The following is a 23,961-nucleotide window of genomic DNA, read 5'->3' as shown; positions in this document are numbered from 1 at the left end:
CGTTGGCCCGCTGTTGCGGGCCCGAACGCAGCTGCGTCGCGCTAGCCCTGGTTGGGGAGATTGAAGAGCTGGCGCACGAACTGGCCGGCGTCGGCCTTATGCTCGACTTCCACCTTGTTCAGATAGTGGGTCGGGCCATGCATCAGCTTGTTGGTCAGACCATGCGACAGTGCCTCCAGCACCTTGTGCGGATCGTCGCCCTTGGCCAGCAGCCGCACCGCACGCTCCAGTTCGGCCTGGCGCAGGTTCTCGGCGTGTTCGCGCAGCGCACGGATCGCCGGCACCGTCTCGCGCGCCGACATCCAGTGCAGGAAGCCATCCACGCGCGTGTTGATGATCTGCTCGGCCTCGACCACCGCCTGCTGGCGCGACTCCATGCCGGCATCGACCACCTGCGCAAGATCATCGACGGTATACAGGAAGATGTCGTCAAGTCCGGCGATCTCGGGTTCGATATCGCGTGGCACGGCAAGATCGACCATCACCATCGGGCGATGGCGGCGTGCCTTCACCGCCCGCTCGACCATGCCCAGGCCAACGATCGGCAAAGGTGCCGCGGTACAGGACACGACTACGTCGAAGCGCGACAGCATGTCGCCGATCTGGTCGATCCGCATGGTCTGCGCACCATAGCGGGAAGCCAACGCCAGAGCACGCTCTTCGGTACGGTTGGCCACCGTCATGGATTTCGGCTGTGCGCCGGCGAAATGTGCTGCGCACAGTTCGATCATCTCGCCTGCGCCGATGAACAGCACGTGCTGGTCGGCAACGCTTTCGAAGATCCGCTCGGTCAGGTGTACCGCCGCCGCCGCCATCGACACCGTGTTGGCGCCGATCGCAGTGGTTGAACGCACTTCCTTGGCCACCGCGAAGGTGTTCTGGAACAGCTTGTGCAGCAGCGTGCCCAGCGTACCCGCCTCTTCGGCACGGCGTGCGGCATCCTTGACCTGGCCGAGGATCTGGGGCTCGCCGATGACCATCGAATCGAGGCCGCTGGCGACACGGAACACGTGGCGGATCGCATCACGCTGCGGATAGGCATACAGATAGGGCGAAACGTCGTTGAGCGCCACCTGATGGAAGCGCGCCAGCCAATCCGCCGCATGTTGCGGCTGTTCAGCGGCGAAATACAGCTCGGTACGGTTGCAGGTTGACAGGATCGCCGCTTCCCGCACCGAATCCGCATGCGCCAGATCGTGCAGCGCCTGACCCAGCCTTTCCGGCTGAAACGCAACGCGCTCGCGAATCGCAAGCGGCGCTGTGTGGTGGTTCAGGCCAAGGGCGTAAAGCTGCATTCGGGATCAGGCTGTTCAGCGCACTTCGATGGAAAGGTGCGCATTATAGCACCCGCGTTTACGCACAAAAATTGAGCGGAATCAGCCAGTTTCCCTACTACACTGGCGGCTCATCCGTAGTCGGCACCAGGGTGTAGATGCGCTCGAAAAGCAAAAAGCCCGATCGGAAGAATCGGGCTTTTTGCTGGAACGAATTCTGTGGTGGCCAGGGACGGAATCGAACCGCCGACACGCGGATTTTCAATCCGCTGCTCTACCAACTGAGCTACCTGGCCAAAGAGGTGTGCATTATAGCCCGAATCCACATGAGGTCAAGCAGCACTTCTATTTTTTCTTCTGCCGGCACCATGGTCGGAACTGCAAAAAAACAGGCGGCGAGCCTGCGCCCGCCGCCTTTTGTATTGCCTTCCAGCAGCCCTCCCCGACGAAGGGAGGGCATGACCGAAACTTAGTGGCTCGAAGCCGCTGCAGCGCCGATCCCGGTTTCGGAACGCACGCGCTGAGCCAGGTAGCCAGCACGGTCAGCCTTGGCACGAGCGCTGTTGTCGAGGATCGAGAACAGCCAGATGCCGAGGAAGCCAGCGGTCATCGAGAACAGGGCCGGCGAGGTGTAGGGGAACAGTGCCGAACCCTTCGGGTTGCCGAGCGTGGCTTCCCACACCGACGGCGACACCACGGTCAAGCCCACGGCCGTGATCAGGCCGATGAAACCGCCGATGGTCGCGCCACGCGTGGTGCAATCCTTCCACAGCACCGACATGAACAGCACCGGGAAGTTGGCCGATGCGGCGATGGCGAAGGCCAGCGACACCATGAAGGCGATGTTCTGCTTCTCGAACGCAATCCCCAGGATCACCGCGATGATACCCAGCACGATGGTGGTGATACGCGACACGCGCAGTTCGGAGGCGGAATCGGCATTGCCCTTCTTGAACACCGTGGCGTACAAGTCGTGCGACACCGCCGAGGCACCCGACAGCGTCAGGCCGGCCACCACCGCGAGAATGGTCGCGAAGGCCACTGCCGACATGAAGCCGAGGAAGATGTTGCCGCCGACCGCGTTGGCGAGATGGATCGCCGCCATGTTGCCACCGCCCTTCAGCACGCCATTGGCGTCGAGGAATTCCGGATTGTTCGAGACGAACACGATCGCACCGAAACCGATGATGAAGGTGAGGATGTAGAAGTAGCCGATCCAAGTCGTGGCCCAGAACACCGACTTGCGTGCTTCCTTGGCATCCGGCACGGTGAAGAAGCGCATCAGGATGTGCGGCAGGCCCGCGGTACCGAACATCAGCGCCATGCCGAAGGAGATCGCCGAGATCGGATCCTTGATGAAGGAACCCGGTCCCATGATCGCCTGGGCAAGCGCACTGGCCTCTTCCGGCGACTTGCCGACCGCGATCGCGGCATCGGCCTTGATCTTGACGGAAGCGGCGAACAGTTGCTCGGGCGAGAAGCCGTAGTTCATCATCACCATGAAGGCCATGAAGGACGCGCCCGACAGCAGCAGCACCGCCTTGATGATCTGCACCCAGGTGGTCGCAGTCATGCCGCCGAACAGCACGTAGATCATCATCAGCGCGCCGACGATCACCACCGCCATCCAGTACTCGAGGCCGAACAGCAGCTTGATGAGCTGGCCCGCGCCGACCATCTGGGCGATCAGGTAGAAGGCCACCACGACCAGGGTACCCGAGGCCGCGAAAGCGCGGATCGGGGTCTGCTCGAAGCGGTAGGCGGCCACGTCGGCGAAGGTGAACTTGCCGAGGTTGCGCAGCTTTTCCGCCATCAGGAAGGTGATGATCGGCCAGCCGACGAGGAAGCCGATCGAGTAGATCAGGCCGTCGTAGCCGCTGACCATGACCGCGGCGGAAATACCGAGGAAGGACGCTGCCGACATGTAGTCACCGGCGATGGCCAGACCATTCTGGAAGCCGGTGATGCCGCCGCCAGCGGTATAGAAGTCAGCCGCCGATTTGGTCTTGGAGGCTGCCCACTTGGTGATGAACATGGTGCCGGCGACGAAGGCGCCGAACATGATGATCGCGGTCCAGTTGGTAGCCTGCTTTTCGGCCTGGCCGAGATCACCGCCGGCAGCCAGCGCTGCCGCCGACAGCAGGGCGAGGGCAAGGCCTCCGCCCAGACGTGCATAAGAACCCATCATTTGCCGGTCTCCTTGACGATTTCCTCGGTCAGGGCATCGAATTCCGAATTGGCGCGACGCACATAAATACCGGTGATGATGATGGTGAACAGGATCACGCCGAAGCCGACCGGCACACCCAGGGTCATCACCCCTTCGCCCAGGCGCTGATGGAACAGTTCCTTGTCGAAAGCGATGATCGCGGTGTAGCCGTAATACACCAGCAGCATGATGATCGTCAGCGTCCAGCCATAGCGGGTACGCGTGCTGACCAGCCGTTGATACTTGGGATTGGCGACGACTTTCGCCACCGTATTGCTTTCCATGTCTCCCTCCTACTTGTTTGAACAAACCGGGCATCCACCGGCTGCGCTCAAAATTAGGCGAAGACACTTACGGTGCGCTTACAGGTTGATAAAAAGTTTCCCTTATGGGCACTTTCCGGAACTTTTATTGATCACGATCAACGATTCCTACGATTTCTCCCTCTGCGACAGCGGAAACCACCGCGCTTCAGCCGAGCGGATAGACATCGCCCTGGACCAGCGGCGGAACATGCAGGTGACTGCGCGGAAAGACCACCCGGGCCAGGGTCCCCTGCCCTGCCGGATTGGCATCCAGCGTGACGATGGCGCGGTGCAGCTCGGCAATCTCGCGCACGATCGGCAAGCCCAGGCCAGAGCCATCCACTCCGCTGCCAAGTACGCGATAGAAGCGCTCGAACACACGCTCCCGGTCCGCCTCAGGAATACCCGGACCGGTATCCTCGATTTCGAGAACCGGCGAACCGGCAAAGCGTGTCCGTACCGTCACGCGCCCGCCACGAGGGGTATATTTGATCGCGTTGTCCACCAGGTTCTTGACCAATTCGCGCAGCAGCACCGAATTGCCTTCGACCAGCAGCTCCCCTTCCCCTCCTTCGGCGCCGAGGTCGATCTCCTTCATCTGCGCGCGCGGAAACAACTCCAGCGCCACTTCGCGCACGACCATGCCAAGGCTGACCGGCTCGACCGCATACAGCTTCTCGAAGCTCGCCTCGGCCCGCGCCAGCGACAGCAACTGGTTGATGAGGTGGGCGGCTCGATCCGTGCTCTCGGCGATATGGGTCAGCGAGCGGCGCAATTGCTCCGGATCGGTCTCGTGAAGGGCAAGGTCGGTCTGCATCTTCAGCCCGGTCAACGGCGTGCGCATCTGATGTGCGGCATCGGCGATGAAGCGCTGCTGGGCCTGCAGGTTCTCCTCCAGGCGCGCCATCATATCGTTGAAGGCGATGATCAGTGGCCTGACCTCTTCCGGCACGCTCGCCGGCTGGACCGGCGACAGGTCCGTCGGCCGCCTGCGACGAATCAGACTCTGCAAGCGGTTGAGCGGCGTGATGCCGCGCGACAGGCCGACCCAGACGAGCAGCACCGCCAACGGGATGATGGCGAACTGCGGCAGCAGCACGCCAGTCACGACACGCGAAGCCAAATCGCCACGCTTGTTGCGGGTCTCGGCCAGTTGCACCCAGACCAGTGGAGCGTCTTCATCCTCGCCCGATTTCATCAACTGGTAGGCGACCCGCGTCTCCTCGCCGTGGATGGTCTCGTCACGGAACAATACTTCCTCGCCAGCGGGCGGCGGCAGCCCCCGTGGCCGGGGAATGTCCGCATCGCCGGACACGATCGCGCCACGCTCGTCCGCCACCTGGAAATACAGCACATCATCCTGATCCGCACGGAACAGGGCGCGTGGCGGCGCGGGAAAGCGCACGACGACCTGCCCTTCGTCGAACACCACCATGCGCGACAGCATCCGGACTCCATCGGCCAGCGCGAGATCATAGGGCTGGTTGGCGATGTTGTCGGCAACATTGTGCGTGATGATGATCGAAATCGGCCACAGGAACAGCAAGGGCGCAAGCAGCCAGTCGAGGATTTCGCCGAACAGCGAATTCGGCGGTCCCTGGCGCTTCGTACTGGATATGGCCCTGTCAGACTTTCGCCGCCGACGCCGCATCAGAGTTCTCGAGGCAATAGCCCAGCCCGCGAGCGGTCACGATGCGCACACCGCTGTCCTCCAGCTTCTTGCGCAGACGGTGCACGTAGACTTCGATGGCATTGCTGGAGACTTCCTCGCCCCAGCCGCACAGGTGATCCACCAGTTGATCCTTGCTCACCAGCCGTCCGACGCGCAGCAGGAATACCTCCAGCAGGCCGATCTCGCGGGCCGATAGTTCGAGCACCTGGCCATCCACCTTGACCACGCGGTCCGCCTGATCGTAGGACAGCCGCCCCAGTTCGAGGCAGCGAGCCTGGCCGGTACCACGGCGCGTCAGAGCGCGCACGCGTGCCTCGAGCTCGGGCAGGGCGAAAGGCTTGGCCATGTAGTCGTCCGCACCTGCATCAAGTCCGCGCACACGGTCATCGACCCCGTCCTGCGCCGTCAGGATCAGGACCGGAAGCACGGATTTGCGCGCTCTCAGGCGCTTGAGCACGTCGATACCGGGCAAGCGCGGCAGGCCGAGATCGAGAATGAGCAGATCGTAGGGCTGGGATGCCAGCGCCACATCGGCGTCGATGCCATTGTCGACATGATCGACGGCATATCCATTGCGCCTCAAGGCGCGGCCGATACCGTCGGCAATCACGGGATCATCTTCTGCCAGCAGAATACGCATGAAGTTCCGGGGTGTAAGTTACGCGTAAGCGAATGCACCTAGCATCTGCTCGAATGCGCTTTCCTTGCTCGGTCGCTGGATGTAGCGGAAGCGACCGATTATCCCACGGATTTTGACCATACTGACAGCAAGGTCGAAAGGCCTTGCGGTAGAACTTGGCGCAAGCCGACAACGCCATCCGGATGCAAGAAGGCCCCGCTTTCGCGAGGCCTTCCAGAAGCAGTTCAAGAACCCCGGCGAGCCGGGGCCCCGGGCATTACATACCCATGCCCATGCCGCCCATACCACCCATGCCGCCCATGTCGGGCATGCCGCCGGCCGGCTTATCTTCGGCCAGTTCGCCGACCATGCAGTCGGTGGTCAGCATCAAGCCAGCGACCGAAGCGGCGTTCTGCAGCGCGGTGCGGGTCACCTTGGTCGGGTCCAGCACGCCCATCTCGACCATGTCGCCGTACTCGCCGGTGGCCGCGTTGAAGCCGTAGTTGCCCGAACCTTCGACGACCTTGTTCACCACCACGCTCGGCTCGTCGCCGGCGTTGGCGACGATTTCACGCAGCGGCTGCTCCATCGCGCGCAGCACGATCTTGATGCCGGCGTCCTGGTCGTGGTTGTCGCCCTTCAGGCCGCTCAGGTTGGCGCGGGCACGCAGCAGCGCAACGCCGCCGCCCGGGACGATGCCCTCTTCCACCGCAGCGCGGGTGGCGTGCAGGGCGTCCTCGACGCGAGCCTTCTTCTCCTTCATTTCGACTTCGGTCGCGGCACCGACCTTGATCACGGCAACGCCGCCGGCCAGCTTGGCGACGCGTTCCTGCAGCTTCTCGCGGTCGTAATCGGAGGTCGCCTCGTCGATCTGCACGCGGATCTGCTTGACGCGGGCCTCAATGCGCTCGGCCTGGCCGGCACCGTCGATGATGATGGTGTTTTCCTTGCCCACTTCGATGCGCTTGGCCTGGCCCAGGTCTTCCAGGGTGGCCTTTTCCAGCGTCAGGCCGACTTCTTCGGCGATGACCTGGCCGCCGGTCAGGATGGCGATGTCTTCCAGCATGGCCTTGCGGCGGTCGCCGAAGCCCGGAGCCTTGACGGCGCAGGTCTTCAGGATGCCGCGGATGTTGTTCACCACCAGCGTGGCCAGGGCTTCGCCCTCGACGTCTTCGGCGATGATCAGCAGCGGACGGCCGGCCTTGGCGACTTGTTCCAGCACCGGCAGCAGATCGCGGATGTTGGAGATCTTCTTGTCGAACAGCAGGACGAAGGGGTTGTCGAGGATGGCAACCTGCTTGTCCGGGTTGTTGATGAAGTAGGGCGACAGGTAGCCGCGGTCGAACTGCATGCCTTCGACGACGTCCAGCTCGTTGTTAAGCGACTTGCCGTCTTCGACGGTGATCACGCCTTCCTTGCCGACCTTGTCCATCGCGTTGGCGATGATGTCGCCGATGTCGCTGTCGGAGTTGGCCGAGATCGAGCCGACCTGGGCGATTTCCTTGTTGGTCGAGCAGGGCTTGGACAGGTTCTTCAGTTCTTCGATGGTGGCGGCGACGGCCTTGTCGATGCCGCGCTTCAGGTCCATCGGGTTCATGCCGGCGGCGACGTACTTCATGCCTTCGCGCACGATCGACTGGGCCAGCACGGTGGCGGTGGTGGTGCCGTCACCGGCGATGTCCGAGGTCTTGGAAGCGACTTCCTTGACCATCTGCGCGCCCATGTTCTCGAACTTGTCCTTCAGTTCGATTTCCTTGGCGACCGAGACGCCGTCCTTGGTCACGGTCGGGGCGCCGAACGAGCGCTCCAGCACCACGTTGCGGCCCTTCGGGCCCAGGGTCACCTTGACCGCGTTGGCGAGGATGTTGATGCCGGCGACCATGCGTTCGCGGGCGGAATCACCAAACTTGACTTCTTTAGCTGCCATTCTTCAGAACTCCGGAATTTTTTCGGGGATTAGCGTTTCAGGACTGCAGGAAGGCTCAGCCTTCGACCACGCCCATGATGTCTTCCTCGCGCATCACGAGGAGCTCTTCGCCTTCGACCTTGACGGCCTGGCCGGCATATTTGCCGAACAGCACCTTGTCGCCCACCTTGACGGCCATCGGACGCACGTTGCCGTCGTCGAGGATCTTGCCGTTGCCGACGGCCAGGACTTCGCCCTGATCGGGCTTCTCGCCTGCGCTGTCCGGGATCACGATACCGCTGGCGGTCTTGCGCTCGGCTTCCAGACGCTTGACGATCACGCGATCGTGCAGGGGACGAATCTTCATCGAGTTCACTCCTATTCGGTTCAACTGTTTGGGTTGATGGCTCGCGGGATTGCCCGCGGAAAATTCGCAGTGGCCCGCAGCAGCAGCTGCGCTGCCACCCCGGGTTTTTGTTAGCACTCACTGCCAACGAGTGCTAATAATAGGGACGGGGTTCCGGGATTTCAAGTGCAGCCTGCGCGATTTGTGCCGACCCTTTCCATGCCGGACGTCGCCGGCCGCTGAACTTTTGTGCCGCCAGGCCGCCCCAAGGCAGGACAAGCCCTCAGGAATGGAGCGCGCGTACGGTCGCCGTTCCGAACAGTGGATCGAGATGAGCACTTCTGCAGCCGTTTTCCGGCACATCCTTTTCGCCCTTTTCATCTGCACCGCCGGATCGGCCCCGGCTGCAGGGCAAGCGGACACACAATGGCGGGGGGCGGCCTTCGAAGGCGATGCCGCCAGCCTCGCACGACTGGCGGGCACCGGTGCCAAGGTGGTACGCGTCTATCGGCAGACCGATGCCTGGGTGCTGGATGAGGCGCAGCGGCTCGGCCTGAAGGTGCTCATGGGTCTATGGCTGGAGCATCCGCGCCACGGCTTCAACTACGACGACGGGCATGCCGTGCATGCGCAGGAACAGGCCATTCTCGATTTCGTCGGGCGCTACCGGAAACATCCCGCCCTGCTCGCCTGGGGCATTGGCAACGAAATCGAAACGGCAGTGGAAGACCCGCTCCCGCTATGGCGCGCGGTCGACCGCCTTGCCGCGTCGATCAAACGACTCGACCCGGATCACCCGACATTGATGATCGTCGCCGATACCGGCGCGAGTGCTTTCCGGAACCTGGCGAACTGCTGCCCGAACGTCAACCTGCTGGGCATCAACGTCTATGCCGGTGCGGTGTTCGATCTGCCTCGACGGCTGCGTGACGCAGGCATCAGCAAACCGGTCGTCATCACGGAACTGGGGCCGCTCGGCCAATGGCAGGCCGGCCGCAAACCCTGGGGAGCCCCGGTGGAGCCGACCAGCAGCGAAAAGGCCCGTTTCTTCACCGAGGCTCTCGCTTACCTCGCGTACCAGCCCCAGATTCGCGGCGTATTTCCGTTCCTGTGGGGAGCGAAGCAGGAGCAGACCGAAACCTGGCACGGCCTGCTGCTGGCCGATGGCAGTGAAACCGCAATGAGCGACGCGCTGGCCTCATCCTGGGGCCGGCCGGTGGCGAAACCCGCTCCGCTCGTTCGCGGGATCGGCATCTCAGCCGACGTGTTCACGCCCGGAGCAGAGATTTCGGCCGGCATCGATGCCGTCAGCGCCGATGGCACCGCGCTGGAAACGGAATGGAAAATCCTCGCCGAAGCCACCGATCTGCGCAAGGGCGGCGACCGCGAAACTCCCCCGGCACGCATCGTCACTCGCGTCCTGCGCGCCGACGCCGCCAGCGTGCGCTTGCTGGCGCCTGCCGAACCAGGGGCCTACCGCCTGTTCATCACGACACGTGACCGCCACGGCAAAGCGGCATCGGCCAATCTCCCATTTCTCGTGCGCTGAACCTCGTCCCGGGCACGGAACACCCCGAGCACAGGTTCGGGATCGATCCGCGATCCGGACATACCCTATAGCGGGGAAAAGTTCACAGTCGACGTCTGTCGATGCTCGCCCCATTCGCCAGTCTGGCTCACACTCCGCGAAGTCCAAGTAACCAATAAATCAGCTTTTGCCCCATGTCCGACGATCGACGCATGTTCTCCCCGTCCACCGAGCGCAACCGCGTCCACATCCTGCCGATCCTGCAGCGCGTTCTGCCCGATGAGGCTTCAGTGCTGGAGGTGGGCAGCGGAACCGGCGAGCACGCCGTGTATTTCTGTGCGCACATGCCGTGGCTGCACTGGCAGCCGACCGAGGGCGACCCGGCCGCGATCGACTCCATCGTCGCCTGGATCGCGCATTCCGGTCTGGTCAACATCGAAGCGCCGCTCGAACTGGAACTGAACAGTGAGACGTGGCCAGTCAAGCAGGCCGATGCTGTGATGGCGATCAACGTGCTTCACTATTCTCCATGGCCGAGCACGGCGGCGCTGTTCCGCGGTGCAGCCCGGGTGCTGCCGAAAGGCGGCATCGTCTATTGCTACGGCCCCTACCGCCGCAACGGCACGCATACGGCGCCATCCAATGCCGCATTCGACGAATGGCTGCATGGCATCGACCCCCGCTTCGGCGTGCGCGACCTCGAAGCCGTCGAAGCCGCAGCCCGGGAACATGGCTTCCGACTCGACGAAATCATCGAGATGCCGGTCAACAACTTCAGCCTGATCTTCCGCCGCGAGGCCTGAAACAGCATCTAGCACTGCGGGCCTGAACAGGCATCCGCTAGAAGGCGACGGCCACGCCGAAGTGAAGCCGCAGCTTGCGCTCGTCGTGCCCCCAGGCGAGATCGACGGCCAGCGGTCCGGCCGGACTGCGCCAGCGAGCGCCGACGCCGTAGCCCGTGCGCAGATCGAAGTCGCCGCGGGTATCGGCCGCGTCGCCGGCATCAACGAACACTGCGCCCCCCCACTGCGGCTCGAACCAGCGCACGTACTCCGCACTCATGGTGCCGAGGTAGCGTCCGCCGACGGTCGCCCTGCCCTCACGGACACCGAGGCTCTGATAGGCGTAGCCGCGCACCGACTGCGCCCCGCCGGTGCGGAACAGGAAGTCCTGCGGAATGCCTTCCCGCGAATCGGCCAGCGTCACGCCCGCTTCGCCGCGCAGGATGAGCACGTCGCGCTCCCCAACTGGCTGGTAACGTACCGCGCGACCATACAGGCGGACGAAATCCTGGTCGGCCAGCGCCACCGCGGCACCGCCGCCGACCTGGAATTCCAGCACGTAACCACGCGTCGGATCAAGCAGATCATCGACCGCCCGCCGGAGCCAGGTCCAGTTGAGGGTCAAGGTATTCTGCGAACTCGCTTCCGCACCACTGGGCTGGATACGCTCGTGCTGCAACCGCAGCGCAAGCTGAGTCTCGATGTCGCCCCGCACCGTGTTGCGCGTCGCGCCGACGGCCTGCGAACTGATCTTGAGCCCTTCGAGATCACTGCGATCGACGAGCGCGCCGAAACTGTCGCGGTGCCGCCCCGAAGGCGGCAGGAAGATGTCGGCATAGGCCGACTGGCGGCGCTGCTCGATGCGCAAACCGGTCGACAATTCCCAGGCGCGATGGAACAGGTTGGAATCGCGATAGCTGGCCTCGACGCGGAAGCCCGTGTTGCTCGACACCCCCACGCCGAAGCCGAGATACCTGGGTTTCGCCTCGGTTACCTGCACCCTCACCGGAACGGCCTTGGCCAGCGCCGGGTCACGGTCGATGGCAACGGTCACCGAAGCGAAATGCGGCGTGTTCTGCAGGCCGGTCTGGAACGCCAGCAAGGCTTCGCGATCGTAGGGCTCCCCTTCCTGCAGGCGGCTGTAGCGCTGCACCAGATCGGCAGGCAGTTCCTGCAAACCACTGACGTCGAGGGCGCCGAGGTAGAACGCGGGGCCGCTGTCCAGCGTCACGCTCAGCCGCGCCGACGCCGTACCGGGATCGATCTCGGCGCGGCTGGCAACGATGCGGGCGGCTGCATAACGGCGGGCGGCTACGGCGTCGAGCAGCGCTTGCTTGGCCGCATCCCAGTCAGCCTGGCGGAAAGGCGCGCCTTGCGGCAGGCTCCAGCGGCCACGCAAGGCCTCGAGATAAGCCTCGCCTCCCGCACCCGGATCGTCGGACGCCGCAGTGACCTCGCCTTCGAAAGCGATCGAAACCTGTCCGACGGTCGTTCGCGTCCCCGGTTCGACCTTCAGCAGCCATCGGCCCGCTTCACTGCGGTCAACACGGACCGATGGCGAGAAATAGCCTTCGGTCGCCAGCAACTGCTCCACCTCCCGTTGCGCGCGGCGTGACATCGCACGCCGATCGGCCGCAGCTTCGGGCAGCTTCTGCTCATCCTTGCGCAACAGGCGGACATGGCGCTCGAGCAGTTCACGCACTTCGTCCGGCGCCTCGAGGCCCACGTCCAGCGCCTGCTGGGCGGCGACAGGCAGCGCGGCCTGCAGCGCGACACCGAGCAACAGCGAGACGGCAAAACGCTGGCAAACCCGCATGCGAAGCGATCAGTACTCGCGGTGATACTCGGCGATGCGCTCCACCTCGGCCTTCGAGCCGAGGATGACCGGCACGCGCTGATGCAGCTCTGTCGGCAGCACGTCGAGAATCCGCTCCCGCCCGGTGCTGGCAGCGCCGCCGGCCTGCTCGACGAGCATCGCCATCGGGTTCGCCTCGTACATCAGGCGCAGCTTGCCGCCCTTGGCGCGGCACTTCTCGTCCATCGGGTACATGAAGATGCCGCCGCGGGTCATGATGCGATGCACATCCGACACCATCGACGCCACCCAGCGCATGTTGAAGTCCACGCCACGCGGGCCATCCGCCCCTTGCTGCAGCTCCTCGACATAGCGCTGCACCGGCTTCTCCCAGAAGCGCGCATTCGAGGCGTTGATGGCGTACTCGCGCGTTTCCTCGGGAATCGTCATGAAGGGATGGGTGTAGATGAAGCTGCCCATCTCGCGGTCGAGCGTGAAGCCGTGCACGCCATTGCCGACGGTCAGCACCAGCTGGGTTGACGGGCCGTAGATCGCATAGCCTGCGGCAGCCTGCTCGCGCCCGGGCTGCATGAAGCTCTCTTCCGTTGCCGGCGCGCCACCAGGCGGCATGCGCAGCACCGAGAAGATGGTGCCCACCGACACATTGACGTCGATGTTCGACGAACCGTCGAGCGGATCGAACAGCAGCAGAAAGCCGCCTTTCGGATAGTCGAAGGGGATCTGGTGCACGGTCTCCACTTCTTCCGAGGCCATCGCCGCCAGGTGGCCACCCCATTCATTGGCCTGCAGCAGGATCTCGTTGGCGATGACGTCGAGCTTCTTCTGCGCTTCGCCCTGGACGTTGTCGGTACCTGCCTCGCCCAGCACTCCCGCAAGCGCCCCCTTGGAGACATTGACGCTGATGGCCTTGACGGCACGGGCAACGACTTCGGTCAACAGGCGCAGGTCGGCGGTGATGCGACCGGCGCGCTGCTGCTCGATCAGGAACTGGGTGAGGGTGACACGACGCATGAAGAGACTCCGTGGATGCGGTTAATGCTGACAGCGGTGGATTATCCCGGTTCCTTGCGCTCAGCGCACGGCAAAAAAAGTTTCACCCGGCCCGAATGGATGGCTATCATCCCTGCCTCGGCCCAGGGAGGGTGGGCATTCCACGTTCGAACCCGGGCTCCGCGCCACCGTCCTACAGCATCTTCATCGTTTATGCACGTCATGGTTCTCGGCGCCGGTGTCACCGGTGTCACGACTGCCTGGTATCTACGGCAGGCGGGGTTCGAAGTCAGCCTGGTCGACCGCCACCCGGACGCTGGCATGGAAACGAGCTTCGCCAACGGCGGCCAGATTTCCATCAGCCACCCCGAGCCCTGGGCCAACCCCTCGGCGCCGTGGCTCGCCTTGCGCTGGCTCGGCCGCGCCGATGCTCCGCTGAAGATCCGCCCGTCCTCCGACCCGGCCCAATGGCGCTGGGCGCTTGCCTTTCTGAGGGAATGCCTGCCCTGGCGCACGCGCCGCAACACTGCCGCCATTGCTGCGCTCGCCGTCTGGAGCGGCCAATGCCTGGCCAGGCTGCGGGACGAAACCGGCCTGGAATACGAGCAGCGCAAACACGGCATCCTGCACCTGTTCAACACACCGCGAGAATTCGCCCAGGCACCTCGACGAGTGGCGGAACTGGCGCATTTCGGCATCGAAGCGCGGGTCTGCCAGCCTGCCGAATGCATCGCCCTCGAACCCGCGCTCGCGGCCCGGCAAAACCCGCTGGCCGGAGGCATCCACGCGCCTGGAGACGAATCCGGAGATGCGCACCTGTTCACCCGGGCGCTGGCCGAAAGACTGAACCAGGCAGGCGTGCGCCTCCACTGGAACACCAAGGTGCTGCAGCTGAACCACAGTAACGGTTCGGTCAACAACATCGACATCGAGGATGCGGTTGGCCGAAGGGGCGCGCTGATCGCCGACGCCTACGTGGTCTGCCTCGGTAGTCACAGCGCGGGACTGCTGGCGCCGACCGGCATGCGGCTGCCGATCTATCCGGTGAAGGGCTATTCGATCACTGCAGCGCTAACGGAGCCTGCCAGGGCGCCGGAAATCAGCCTGACCGACGAGTCGCGGCGAATCGTCTGCTCCCGCCTGGGAGACCGCCTGCGCATCGCAGGCACGGCGGAACTGGCCGGGTTCGATACCCGGATCCGGCCGGAACGCATCCGCCCGCTGCTGGACTGGGTCCGGCAAAACTTCCCCGGCGTCATCGACGAAACCAGCATTCAGCCCTGGGCAGGGCTGAGGCCAGCCACACCGGGCAATCTGCCGCTGATCGGCAGGAGCACGAGCAGAAACCTGTGGCTGAACACCGGCCACGGCACACTGGGCTGGACGCTCGCCTGCGGCTCGGCCAATGCTCTCGCGGCCTTGATGCGCGGCGAACACCCCGTGCCCGCCTACCCTTTCCGCAGTTGACCCCCAGCCGCGGCGCCGCAAACGGCGATGGCGCACGGGACTAGCGCGCCCTTCAGGCGCAGGCGGTCTTGTTCTCGGCCGTCAGCGTGGCACAGGCACAGCCTGCAGCAGATTTTTCGCTGCCTTCCTCTCCGGGTACGAAACGCTCCACCTCGACGTCGTAACCGACACTGTTGAGATGGAAGGCAAGCGCCGCATCCATGCCGTTGGTGTGGTTCTCGAACCACGCCGGCAATTCCTGCACCAGACGCCTGGCGAAGAACATGTCGCCGTTGGCGACGCGCTTGCGGATGTCGTGCAGCACGGCAAGCACGCGATCATGCTCGGCGCGGTGGCAGCCGGGGAAATCCACCGCTTCCATCCAGCGGTTCTCCTGGGCGAAATGCGCCTCGGTATGCTCGACGAAAGCATCGTAGGCGGCCAGGAAGTTCTCCGGCGCAGCCGCCGCGACAGCCGTATACAGCTCGACGAACTCGCGATGGGTGTCATCCATCCGCGCAAGACCGTTTTCGAGCTTTTCATTCCATTCCAGGCTGGGCATGGTGCCTCCTTACTTGACGACGGTCAGATGCGAAGGGCGCGGACGGCGAGGCAGTCCATCGCCGGATTTCGCCGCTTCCTCGCGCGCCTTTGCTGCTGCTTCGCCCATCTCTTCGGTGGTGGCCGGCTCCCCGGCCCCGCCGTCCTGGGAAACCAGCGCCGGCGCATGCTCTTCCGCTTCCTCCAGTTCGGGCTCGAACGCCATGCCCTGCCCGTTCTCGCGGGCATAGATCGCGATCACGTTGGCAACCGGGATCACCAGCGAATGCGCAACACCGCCGAAACGAGCCTGGAAGGTGATGTAGTCGTTGGCCATCTGCAGCTGGCCGGTGGCGTCCGACGACAGATTGAGCACGATCTGGCCGTCGCGGGCATAGCCGGGCGGCACACGTGTCTGCCCATCGACGATGGCGGCGAGGTAGGGCGTGAATCCCTGATCGACGCACCATTCCCAGATGGCACGCAGCAGATAAGGCTTGGTTGATATTGTGCTCATGGCCTTTCCATCAAGCGATGCCCGCATTGGCGGCGGGCCACCGCGGGTCGAACGGTCAGCGGCGCATCACCTTCTCGGAAGGCGTCAGCGCATCGATGAAGCCCTGGCGGCTGAAGATGCGCTCGGCATACTTCATCAGCGGCGCCGCAGCCTTGGGCAGTTCGATGCCGTAGTGCTCCAGGCGCCACAGCAGCGGTGCGATGGCGACGTCCAGCATCGAGAACTCTTCGCCGAGCATGAACTTCTGCTTGGTGAAGATCGGCGCCAGTTGGGTGAGATGGTCGCGGACATGGGCGCGAACCTTGTCCACGCCTTTCTGGTTGGCTTCGAGTGCTTCGAGGTGCGAGAACAGCTCGTGCTCGAAGGTATGCAGCAACTGGCGTGCGCGGGCGCGCATGATCGGGTCGGGCGGCATCAGTTGCGGATGCGGGAAACGCTCGTCGATGTACTCGTTGATGATGTTCGACTCGTACAGCACGAGATCGCGGTTGACCAGCACCGGAACTCGGTTGTAAGGGTTGATGACGGCAATGTCCTCGGGCTTGTTGTAGAGATCGACGTCGATGACTTCGAAGTCCATGCCCTTCTCGAACAGGACGATCCGGCAGCGATGGCTGAAGGGATCGGTCGTGCCGGAATACAGATTCATCATGGTGTTGCCACTCCGGGGATGCAAAAGCAAAAGCGCACCACGCGAAATCGCGTGGTGCGTCTGGGATGGGACTAGATCAACAGGCCTCCCGGCCTGCCGCATTTCCGATCAATGAATGTCCTTCCAGTAGTTCTTCTTCAGGGCATAGGCCAGCACAAAGAAGCCTGCCAGGAAGATCAGCACGACGGTGCCGATCGCCTTGCGCTTCTCGGCCACCGGCTCGCCCATCCACACGAGGAAGGAGACCAGATCGGCCACGGCCTTGTCGTACTCCTCGACCGACAGCTTGCCGGGCTTGGCCAGCGACAGTTCGACGTGCTTGCCGCCATGGCCGTCATCGCTGACCTTGGCCACCTGCTCGCCCTGCAGCTCCCACAGCACGTGCGGCATGCCGACGTTTTCGAAGATCACGTTGTTCCAGCCCGTGGGACGCTCGGAATCACGGTAGAACTGGCGCAGATAGGTATAGAGCCAGTCCGCGCCGCTGCCGTCGCCGGAAGCGCGCGAGCGCGCGATCACCGACAGGTCCGGCGGCGCGGCGCCGAACCAGGTCTTGGCGTCGTTGCGGGTCATGCTGATCTTCATCAGATCGCCGACCTTCTCGCCGGTGAACAGCAGATTGTCCTTGATCATCTGCTCGGACAGACCGATGTTCTCCAGCTGGTTGTAGCGCACATAGGACGCGCCGTGACAGTTCAGACAGTAATTGACGAACAGCTTGGCGCCATGCTGCAAGGCAGCCTGATCGGTGCTCACAGGGGCCTTGTCGAGCTTCACCGAGACATCGGCCGCCAGCGTGAGCGCCGGGGCGAGCAGCAGCACGGCTGCCGCACGCTTGATGAGATTGATCACGCGCATTTTCATTTGAAATTCACCCTTTCCGGTTCGGCCTTGCACTTGTCGAGCTTGCTGTACCACGGCATCAGCAGGAAGAACGCGAAATACAGCACCGAGCAGATCTGCGACACCAGCGTACGGCCCGGGGTCGGGGGCAGCACGCCCAGGTAGCCCAGGATGAAGAAGCAGATGACGAAGATGACCACGGCGATCTTGAAGATCGGACCCTTGTAGCGGATCGACTTCACCGGACTGCGGTCCAGCCAGGGCAGGAAGGCGATGATCACCACCGATGCTCCCATCGCCACCACGCCCCAGAACTTCGCATCGAGGCCGAACAGCGGGTAGGTCACCGCGCGCAGGATCGAGTAGAAGGGCGTGAAATACCACACTGGCGCGATGTGCGGCGGGGTCTTCAGCGGGTCGGCCGGAATGAAGTTGTTGAACTCCAGGAAGTAGCCGCCGCCTTCGGGCGCGAAGAACACCACCGCGCTGAAGAAGAACAGGAAGGCGACGACGCCGACGATGTCCTTGACGGTGTAGTAGGGGTGGAAGGGAATGCCGTCCAGCGGGATGCCGTTGGCGTCCTTCTTCTTCTTGATTTCCACGCCGTCCGGGTTGTTCGAGCCGACTTCGTGCAGCGCGATGATGTGCGCGGCGACGAGGCCGATCAGCACCAGCGGCACGGCGATGACGTGGAAGGAGAAGAAGCGGTTCAGCGTGGCATCGGACACCACGTAGTCACCGCGGATGACCAGCGACAGGTCCGGGCCGATCACCGGGATCGCCGAGAACAGGTTGACGATGACCTGCGCACCCCAGAAGGACATCTGGCCCCAGGGCAGCAGATAGCCCATGAAGGCTTCGGCCATCAGCACCAGGAAGATCAGCGTGCCGAAGATCCAGATCAGCTCGCGCGGCTTGCGGTAGGAACCGTAGAGCAGGCCGCGGAACATGTGCAGGTACACGACGATGAAGAAGGCCGAGGCGCCGGTCGAGTGCAGGTAGCGGATCAGCCAGCCGCCCGGCACCTCGCGCATGATGTACTCGACGCTGGCGAAGGCCACCGGCACGCCGGCGGCGTTCAGCGACGCATCCGGCTTGTAGTGCATGACCAGGAAGATGCCGGTCAGGATCTGGATCACCAGCACCAGCAGCGCCAGCGAGCCGAAGAAGTACCAGAAGTTGAAGTTTTTCGGGGCGTAGTACTCGGTGAGATGCCCCTTGATGGACGACGTGAGCGGGAAACGCTCGTCGATCCAGTTCAGCACAGCCTGGGATTTGGTCGTCATCGCTTATGCCTTCCCGTCTTCGCCAACAAGAATGGTGGTGTCCGCGAGGTACTGATGCGGCGGAATTTCGAGATTGTCCGGCGCCGGCATGCTGCTATACACGCGGCCGGCCAGGTCGAAGATCGAGCCGTGGCAGGGGCAGAGGAAACCGCCGGGCCAGTCCGCGCCCATGCCGCTTTCAGCGCCTACCTTGAATTTCTCGGACGGGGAACAGCCCAGGTGGGTACAGATGCCGACCGCGACCAGATACTCGGGCTTGATCGAGCGGTGCTTGTTCTTGGCGTAGTCGGGCTGCTGCGGCTTGTTCGACTCGGGATCGCTGACCTTCTCGTCGGTCTTGTCGAGCGACGCCAGCATCTCCTCGGTACGGCGCAGGATCCATACCGGCTTGCCGCGCCACTCCACCGTCATCATCTCGCCCGGAGCGAGCTTGCCCACATCAACCTCGACCGGCGCACCGGCTGCCTTGGCACGCTCGGACGGCGTCAGGCTGGCAACGAACGGCACCGCTGTTGCCACAGCGGCGGCACCGCCTGCGGCGGACGTCGCCAGCAGCAGGGTGCGGCGGCCGCTGTCCATCTTTTGATCAACGCTCATGACCCTCTTCCCTGAAAGGAAAACGAAAGACCCGGATACAAATAACTGCGGAATTATAGCGGAGTCACCGCAGCAGAGAAAGCGCAAAGGCCGGATCGCCAGTCGGAACAAGGCTTTCCGCGTGGCATCGATACGACGAAAGCCGCAGCCGGCAGCATTTTTGCTGCGCCGCAAAACCCATCCCGCCCCGCCGGTTTCAGACCGAGCGCCGCTCGACCAGCGCCTGGGCGATCGTGCCGGTGTCGGTATGCTCCAGTTCGCCACCGACCGGCACACCGCGCGACAGCCGGCTCACCCTCAGGCCACGCGCCGACAGCGAGCTGGCAATGGTGTGGGCGGTCGCCTCGCCTTCGTTGGTGAAGTTGGTCGCAAGGATGACCTCCCTGACCTTGCCGTCGCCCGCACGGGCGATCAGCTTGTCGAGCCTCAGCTCCCTCGGCCCGATGCCGTCGAGCGGCGACAAGCGCCCCATCAGCACGTAGTACAGCCCGCTGTAGGACTGCGTCTGCTCGATCATCGCCAGATCGGCCGGCATCTCGACCACGCACAACAGGGAAGCATCGCGTCGCGGATTGGCACAGCGCGCACAGATCGCCTCCTCGCTGAAGGTGTTGCAGCGCTCGCAATGGCGCAGCACGTCGAGCGCATGCGCCAGCGCGCCGGCCAGCCGTGCGGCGCCGCGCTGGTCGCGCTGCAGCAGGTGGTAGGCCATGCGCTGCGCCGACTTCGGCCCGACCCCGGGCAGGCAGCGCAGTGCTTCGATCAATTCGTCGAGACTGGAAGGCGACATCCGCCCGCTCCCGTCAGAACGGCAGCTTCATGCCCGGCGGCAGGTTCAGCCCGGCGGTGAAGCCCGACATCTTCTCCTGGGTCGTGGCCTCGACCTTGCGCACCGCATCGTTCAGCGCGGCGGCGACCAGGTCCTCCAGCATTTCCTTGTCGTCCATCACCGACTCGTCGATCGAGACGCGGCGCACGTCGTATTTGCAGGTCATCAGCACCTTGACCATGCCGGCACCGGACTGGCCCTCGACCTCGACCGAAGCGAGCTGCTCCTGCATCTTCTTCATGTTTTCCTGCATCTGCTGGGCCTGCTTCATCAGCCCGGCGATTCCGCCTTTCATCATGCTGGCTACTCCAATGAAATTGATCGTTCAAACGAAGGTCGGCGGCAAACCGCCGCCATTCACAAGGGTTTCACGCTGTTTTCGACCAGCGTCGCATCGAAACGCTCGATCAGTTCGCGCACGAAAGGGTCGGCCTCGAGCGCGGCGACTGCCTCGGCATGGCGCGCCCTGCGCTCGATCTCGTCGCGCTGGGCCGGTGTTTCTCCGGCAATGTCGCCGACGGCGATGCGCACCTTCAGCGTCCGCCCGGCCGCATTGCCGAGCACGTCCTGCAGGCGGTCTGCTGCCGAACGGTTCATGTCGAACAGGTGGCGGTGCGCATTCGACAGGCGCAGCTGGAGTTCACCGTCGTTGAAATCGACCCATTCGCAGTGCTGTGCGAGTTCGCGCAACAGGCCGCTCAGCCCGAGCGCCCTGATCAGGCCGCGCCAGTCGCCCATCGCCAGCAAGGTGGCGACATCGCCGCCAGCGCCGGACGTCTGCACCCGGCTCTGCGCGGCATCCTGATTCGTACCCGAGGATGCCTCGTCCCCGGACGACCGGCCAGGTTTCACTTCAAGCGCTGGCGCCGACTCCCGTCCCCTCTCCTCCCGCGCCGCCGGCGGCTCGGCACCTTGGCCGGAATAGTCCGCGGCATAGGCCTCGAGAGGCAATTCCTCCCAGGGCGGCACGTCATGGTCGCCGCGCGGACCCTCCAATGCAGGCGCGGCTGCGGCGACCGCTTCAATACGCCGAGGCGCATCCGCAGGCGGACGGAGCGGTTCGGTCTCCGGAGCAGCAGCCGGGGGAAGCGTCGTACGCGACATCGCCGGAGCTGGGTCTACCGCAGCGGCATCGGCGGCGGCAGGCTGAGGCGCACTGGCCCCCTGCTTCCCCGATGCGCCTCCTCCTCCTGCCAACGCTGGCGGCGGAACTGACTCCCGCCCGATGAACCGCGGCGCGGAACGGGAGGCTTCACCAAGCGGCGCTCGAGAAGGCAACTCCGGCGCTGCCGCTGGTGCCGCGGATGCAGGTGGCGGCGGATTCCGTGCCTGGCCGCTGCCGGCGGGGGCCACACCAGGACCGCCGAGTGCGGCCGGCTGCTCGGGCCGGAAAGCATGCAGACGCAGCAGCGTCATCATGAAACCGGTGTATTCGTCCGGCGCCAGCGGCAACTCGTCGCGGCCGTGGATGGCGATCTGGTAGGCCAGCTGCAGGAATTCGGCATCGAAAGCAGCAACGTAGGCGACGATGCGGGCGCGTTCCACTTCGTCCGCGATGGCATCCGGCGCATATTGCGTAAGCGCGATGCGATGGAACAGACTCGCCAGCGACTGCAGCGCGGCATCGAAGGACAGGCTGCGCGCCTCCATGCCGTCGGCCACCGCCATCAGGCCGGCCACGCTGCCGGCTGCCAGCGCATCGAGCACCGCGTACAGGTGATCGTCGCCGACCGTGCCGAGCATGTGCGTGACCTGCTCCTCCTCGACCTTGCCGGCGCCGTGCGCGATCGACTGGTCCAGCAGCGACAGCGCATCGCGCATCGAACCATTGGCCGCTTTGGCCAGGTGGCGCAGCGCGCCCGGCTCGAACGGCACCGCCTCGGCCTGCAGGATGCGCGTGAGGTGATCGACGATGTGGCCGGGCGGCATCTGCTTGAGGTTGAACTGCAGGCAGCGCGACAGCACGGTGACCGGAATCTTCTGCGGATCGGTGGTGGCGAGGATGAACTTGACGTGCTCGGGCGGCTCTTCCAGCGTCTTCAGCATGGCGTTGAAGGCGTGGCCGGTCAGCATGTGCACTTCATCGATCATGTAGACCTTGTAGCGGCCCTGCACCGGCGCATACACCGCCTTGTCCAGCAGCGCCGCCATGTCGTCGACGCCGCGGTTGGACGCGGCGTCCATCTCGACATAATCCGGAAAGCGGTCGGTGTCGATCGCCTTGCAGGCCTCGCATTCGCCGCAGGGCTCGGCGGTGATGCCGGTCTCGCAGTTCAGCGCCTTGGCCAGGATGCGGCTGATGGTGGTCTTGCCGACGCCGCGCGTGCCGGTAAACAGCCAGGCATGGTGCAGCCTGCCGGTGGCGAGCGCATGCGTCAACGCCCGCACGACGTGCTCCTGACCGACCAGCGTGCCGAAGGACTTCGGCCGCCACTTGCGCGCAAGGACCTGATAGCTCATGGCGGCCGATTCTAGCAGAGCGGGGCGCTCCATCCGGTGCCGATCAGGCGAGCGGCTGAAATGTCGATCGATAGCCAACAAGGATGGCCATCATTTTTCTTATCAATTTGAGCTATGACGATCCCGATCCTATCCTTGTATCGAGTCCAAGGAATCGAGGAGGAGCCGACCATGAACCCAATGCACCCATTCCGCTCCGACATCGACGTCTTGTTCGAACTGTTCTGCCAGGTGTGCGCCGAGTTTGCGCAGACGCTCTAGCGCCTCGCCGGCCGCACCTCGCCGGCCGCACCGTTTCCACCCAGCGCATCGATCAGAAGGAATCCGTCCATGGTTGCCGAAGTCGCCCGCCTGCACCTCCAGCCCGCCAGCCCCTCCGGCGTCGCGCGTGCGCTCGCCGGATGGATGATCACGCTCACCGGCCTTGCCGTCCTGGCGGCCCAGGCGCTGCGTGGCCTCGACGGTTTCGAGCTGCCGCTCGCCGCTGCACTGTCCGGCGGAGCGATGGCAGCGAGCGCCACTGCGCTGGGCGCGCTGCCGGTGCTGACGCTGCGCAAGATCGGCGCCGGCATGCAAGCCATGCTGCTCGGCTTCGGCGCCGGCGTGATGCTGGCCGCCAGCCTGTTCTCGCTGCTGCAGCCGGCTTTCGCGGCGGCGCAGGCGCAAGGCCTGGGGCCATCCGGCGCCGGCATGCTGGTGGCAACCGGACTGCTGACCGGCGCCCTGCTGCTGCTGGCAATGGACCGTCTGCTGCCCCACTCGCACACGCCCTCCCGGGCAGGGCCCAGCGACGTGCGCAACGGTAGCTCGGCATGGCTGTTCGTGTTCGCGATCGCGGTACATAACATCCCCGAAGGCCTGGCCATCGGCGTGGCATCCGGGCTCGGCGAGCTGCAGGCCGGCAGCGGCAGCGCCGTCGCCACCGGCATCTCGCTGCAGAACGTGCCCGAAGGCCTGATCGTCGCCATCGCCCTCGCCGCAGCCGGCTACGGCCGCATGTTCGCCTTCGTCGTCGCCGCCGCATCCGGCCTGATCGAGCCGATTGCCGCAATCGCCGGCTCGATGGCGGTTTCCGCTTCCGCGGCGATCCTGCCATGGGGGCTGGCGGCGGCGGCAGGGGCGATGCTGTTCGTCGTCAGCCACGAAATCATTCCGGAATCGCATCGCCGGGGCCGCGAAACCCTGGCAACCGGCGGGCTGATCCTAGGTTTCGTCACGATGATGCTGCTGGACGGCCTGCTCGGCTGAAAACCGGGTCGCGGCGGCGGCACGCGACACCGGGAAGCGATTCGCAGGCGTCCCGATCAGAATGTGAAAAAAGCCGAGGCGCTCCACGACGGAGCG

Annotated in this window: 22 protein-coding genes and 1 tRNA gene; 4 read left to right on the top strand and 19 right to left on the bottom strand. The window is 64.4% G+C overall.

Annotated features, from left to right (window positions below; genetic code table 11):
• Positions 1-41 precede the first annotated feature (41 nt).
• The 8 genes from hemA to groES form a co-directional block, all read right to left on the bottom strand.
• Positions 42-1,295: a glutamyl-tRNA reductase gene (gene hemA, locus QM748_RS00900; RefSeq protein ID WP_415245209.1), complete on the bottom strand. Its 1,254-nt coding sequence runs from the start codon at positions 1,293-1,295 to the stop codon at positions 42-44.
• A gap of 199 nt (positions 1,296-1,494) precedes the next feature.
• Positions 1,495-1,570: transfer RNA gene (locus QM748_RS00895), tRNA-Phe, on the bottom strand.
• A 173-nt stretch (positions 1,571-1,743) separates the two neighbouring features.
• Positions 1,744-3,462 (bottom strand): cation acetate symporter, encoded by a 1,719-nt coding sequence (locus tag QM748_RS00890; RefSeq protein WP_415245208.1) that lies wholly within the window; start codon positions 3,460-3,462, stop codon positions 1,744-1,746.
• Positions 3,459-3,767 carry a DUF485 domain-containing protein gene (locus QM748_RS00885; protein ID WP_415245207.1) on the bottom strand — a complete coding sequence of 103 codons (309 nt, stop codon included), beginning with the start codon at positions 3,765-3,767 and terminating at the stop codon, positions 3,459-3,461. The genes QM748_RS00890 and QM748_RS00885 overlap by 4 nt, the downstream gene beginning before the upstream one ends.
• A gap of 187 nt (positions 3,768-3,954) precedes the next feature.
• Positions 3,955-5,439, bottom strand: a complete 1,485-nt coding sequence (locus QM748_RS00880) for a sensor histidine kinase (RefSeq protein WP_415245206.1) — start codon at positions 5,437-5,439, stop codon at positions 3,955-3,957.
• Positions 5,414-6,100, bottom strand: a complete 687-nt coding sequence (locus QM748_RS00875) for a response regulator (RefSeq protein WP_415245205.1) — start codon at positions 6,098-6,100, stop codon at positions 5,414-5,416. The genes QM748_RS00880 and QM748_RS00875 overlap by 26 nt, the downstream gene beginning before the upstream one ends.
• Before the next feature lie 256 nt (positions 6,101-6,356).
• Positions 6,357-8,006, bottom strand: a complete 1,650-nt coding sequence (gene groL, locus QM748_RS00870) for a chaperonin GroEL (protein WP_415245204.1) — start codon at positions 8,004-8,006, stop codon at positions 6,357-6,359.
• 55 nt (positions 8,007-8,061) lie between these two features.
• Positions 8,062-8,352 (bottom strand): co-chaperone GroES, encoded by a 291-nt coding sequence (gene groES, locus QM748_RS00865; RefSeq protein WP_004332931.1) that lies wholly within the window; start codon positions 8,350-8,352, stop codon positions 8,062-8,064.
• A gap of 310 nt (positions 8,353-8,662) precedes the next feature.
• Between groES and QM748_RS00860 the strand changes: the two genes are divergently transcribed.
• Together QM748_RS00860 and QM748_RS00855 are read left to right on the top strand one after the other, a co-directional pair.
• Positions 8,663-9,880 (top strand): glycoside hydrolase family 2 TIM barrel-domain containing protein, encoded by a 1,218-nt coding sequence (locus QM748_RS00860; RefSeq protein WP_415247988.1) that lies wholly within the window; start codon positions 8,663-8,665, stop codon positions 9,878-9,880.
• A 191-nt stretch (positions 9,881-10,071) separates the two neighbouring features.
• Positions 10,072-10,662 carry a DUF938 domain-containing protein gene (locus tag QM748_RS00855; protein WP_415245203.1) on the top strand — a complete coding sequence of 197 codons (591 nt, stop codon included), beginning with the start codon at positions 10,072-10,074 and terminating at the stop codon, positions 10,660-10,662.
• 37 nt (positions 10,663-10,699) lie between these two features.
• Here the strand turns inward: QM748_RS00855 and QM748_RS00850 are convergent, their stop codons facing one another.
• Complete coding sequence (locus QM748_RS00850) at positions 10,700-12,457, bottom strand: autotransporter assembly complex protein TamA (RefSeq protein ID WP_415245202.1); 1,758 nt, start codon at positions 12,455-12,457, stop codon at positions 10,700-10,702.
• Between the two features lie 9 nt (positions 12,458-12,466).
• Positions 12,467-13,468 carry a class 1 fructose-bisphosphatase gene (locus QM748_RS00845; protein ID WP_415245201.1) on the bottom strand — a complete coding sequence of 334 codons (1,002 nt, stop codon included), beginning with the start codon at positions 13,466-13,468 and terminating at the stop codon, positions 12,467-12,469.
• Between the two features lie 192 nt (positions 13,469-13,660).
• Between QM748_RS00845 and QM748_RS00840 the strand changes: the two genes are divergently transcribed.
• Positions 13,661-14,914, top strand: coding sequence for a D-amino acid dehydrogenase (locus QM748_RS00840; RefSeq protein ID WP_415245200.1), 1,254 nt, complete (start codon positions 13,661-13,663; stop codon positions 14,912-14,914).
• A 52-nt stretch (positions 14,915-14,966) separates the two neighbouring features.
• Here the strand turns inward: QM748_RS00840 and QM748_RS00835 are convergent, their stop codons facing one another.
• The 9 genes from QM748_RS00835 to dnaX all read right to left on the bottom strand — a co-directional run bounded on the left by QM748_RS00835 (position 14,967) and on the right by dnaX (position 22,617).
• Complete coding sequence (locus QM748_RS00835; RefSeq protein ID WP_415245199.1) at positions 14,967-15,455, bottom strand: hemerythrin domain-containing protein; 489 nt, start codon at positions 15,453-15,455, stop codon at positions 14,967-14,969.
• Between the two features lie 9 nt (positions 15,456-15,464).
• Entirely contained in the window at positions 15,465-15,950 is a 486-nt protein-coding gene (locus QM748_RS00830; RefSeq protein ID WP_415245198.1) for a ClpXP protease specificity-enhancing factor, read from the bottom strand.
• 55 nt (positions 15,951-16,005) lie between these two features.
• The gene (locus QM748_RS00825) at positions 16,006-16,602 is read right to left on the bottom strand and encodes a glutathione S-transferase N-terminal domain-containing protein (protein ID WP_415245197.1); all 597 of its coding nucleotides are present in this window, start codon (positions 16,600-16,602) and stop codon (positions 16,006-16,008) included.
• 108 nt (positions 16,603-16,710) lie between these two features.
• Entirely contained in the window at positions 16,711-17,466 is a 756-nt protein-coding gene (locus QM748_RS00820; protein ID WP_415245196.1) for a cytochrome c1, read from the bottom strand.
• Positions 17,463-18,731 carry a cytochrome b gene (locus tag QM748_RS00815; protein ID WP_263462108.1) on the bottom strand — a complete coding sequence of 423 codons (1,269 nt, stop codon included), beginning with the start codon at positions 18,729-18,731 and terminating at the stop codon, positions 17,463-17,465. Before QM748_RS00815 ends, QM748_RS00820 begins: the two co-directional genes overlap by 4 nt.
• Positions 18,732-18,734: 3 nt before the next feature.
• Complete coding sequence (petA, locus tag QM748_RS00810) at positions 18,735-19,328, bottom strand: ubiquinol-cytochrome c reductase iron-sulfur subunit (protein WP_415245195.1); 594 nt, start codon at positions 19,326-19,328, stop codon at positions 18,735-18,737.
• A gap of 196 nt (positions 19,329-19,524) precedes the next feature.
• Positions 19,525-20,118 carry a recombination mediator RecR gene (gene recR, locus QM748_RS00805; RefSeq protein WP_415245194.1) on the bottom strand — a complete coding sequence of 198 codons (594 nt, stop codon included), beginning with the start codon at positions 20,116-20,118 and terminating at the stop codon, positions 19,525-19,527.
• Positions 20,119-20,131: 13 nt separating this feature from the next.
• Complete coding sequence (locus QM748_RS00800) at positions 20,132-20,452, bottom strand: YbaB/EbfC family nucleoid-associated protein (protein WP_415247987.1); 321 nt, start codon at positions 20,450-20,452, stop codon at positions 20,132-20,134.
• Positions 20,453-20,514: 62 nt separating this feature from the next.
• Positions 20,515-22,617 (bottom strand): DNA polymerase III subunit gamma/tau, encoded by a 2,103-nt coding sequence (gene dnaX / locus QM748_RS00795; protein WP_415245193.1) that lies wholly within the window; start codon positions 22,615-22,617, stop codon positions 20,515-20,517.
• A 330-nt stretch (positions 22,618-22,947) separates the two neighbouring features.
• Here dnaX and QM748_RS00790 point away from each other — a divergent pair, with 330 nt between their 5' ends.
• Positions 22,948-23,865, top strand: a complete 918-nt coding sequence (locus QM748_RS00790) for a ZIP family metal transporter (protein WP_415245192.1) — start codon at positions 22,948-22,950, stop codon at positions 23,863-23,865.
• Positions 23,866-23,961 lie beyond the last annotated feature (96 nt).

It is taken from the genome of Thauera sp., assembly GCF_047601425.1.
GTDB lineage: Bacteria > Pseudomonadota > Gammaproteobacteria > Burkholderiales > Rhodocyclaceae > Thauera.
Note: the sequence above shows the minus strand (reverse complement) of the source record. Positions and strands in the feature narration are given on the sequence as shown.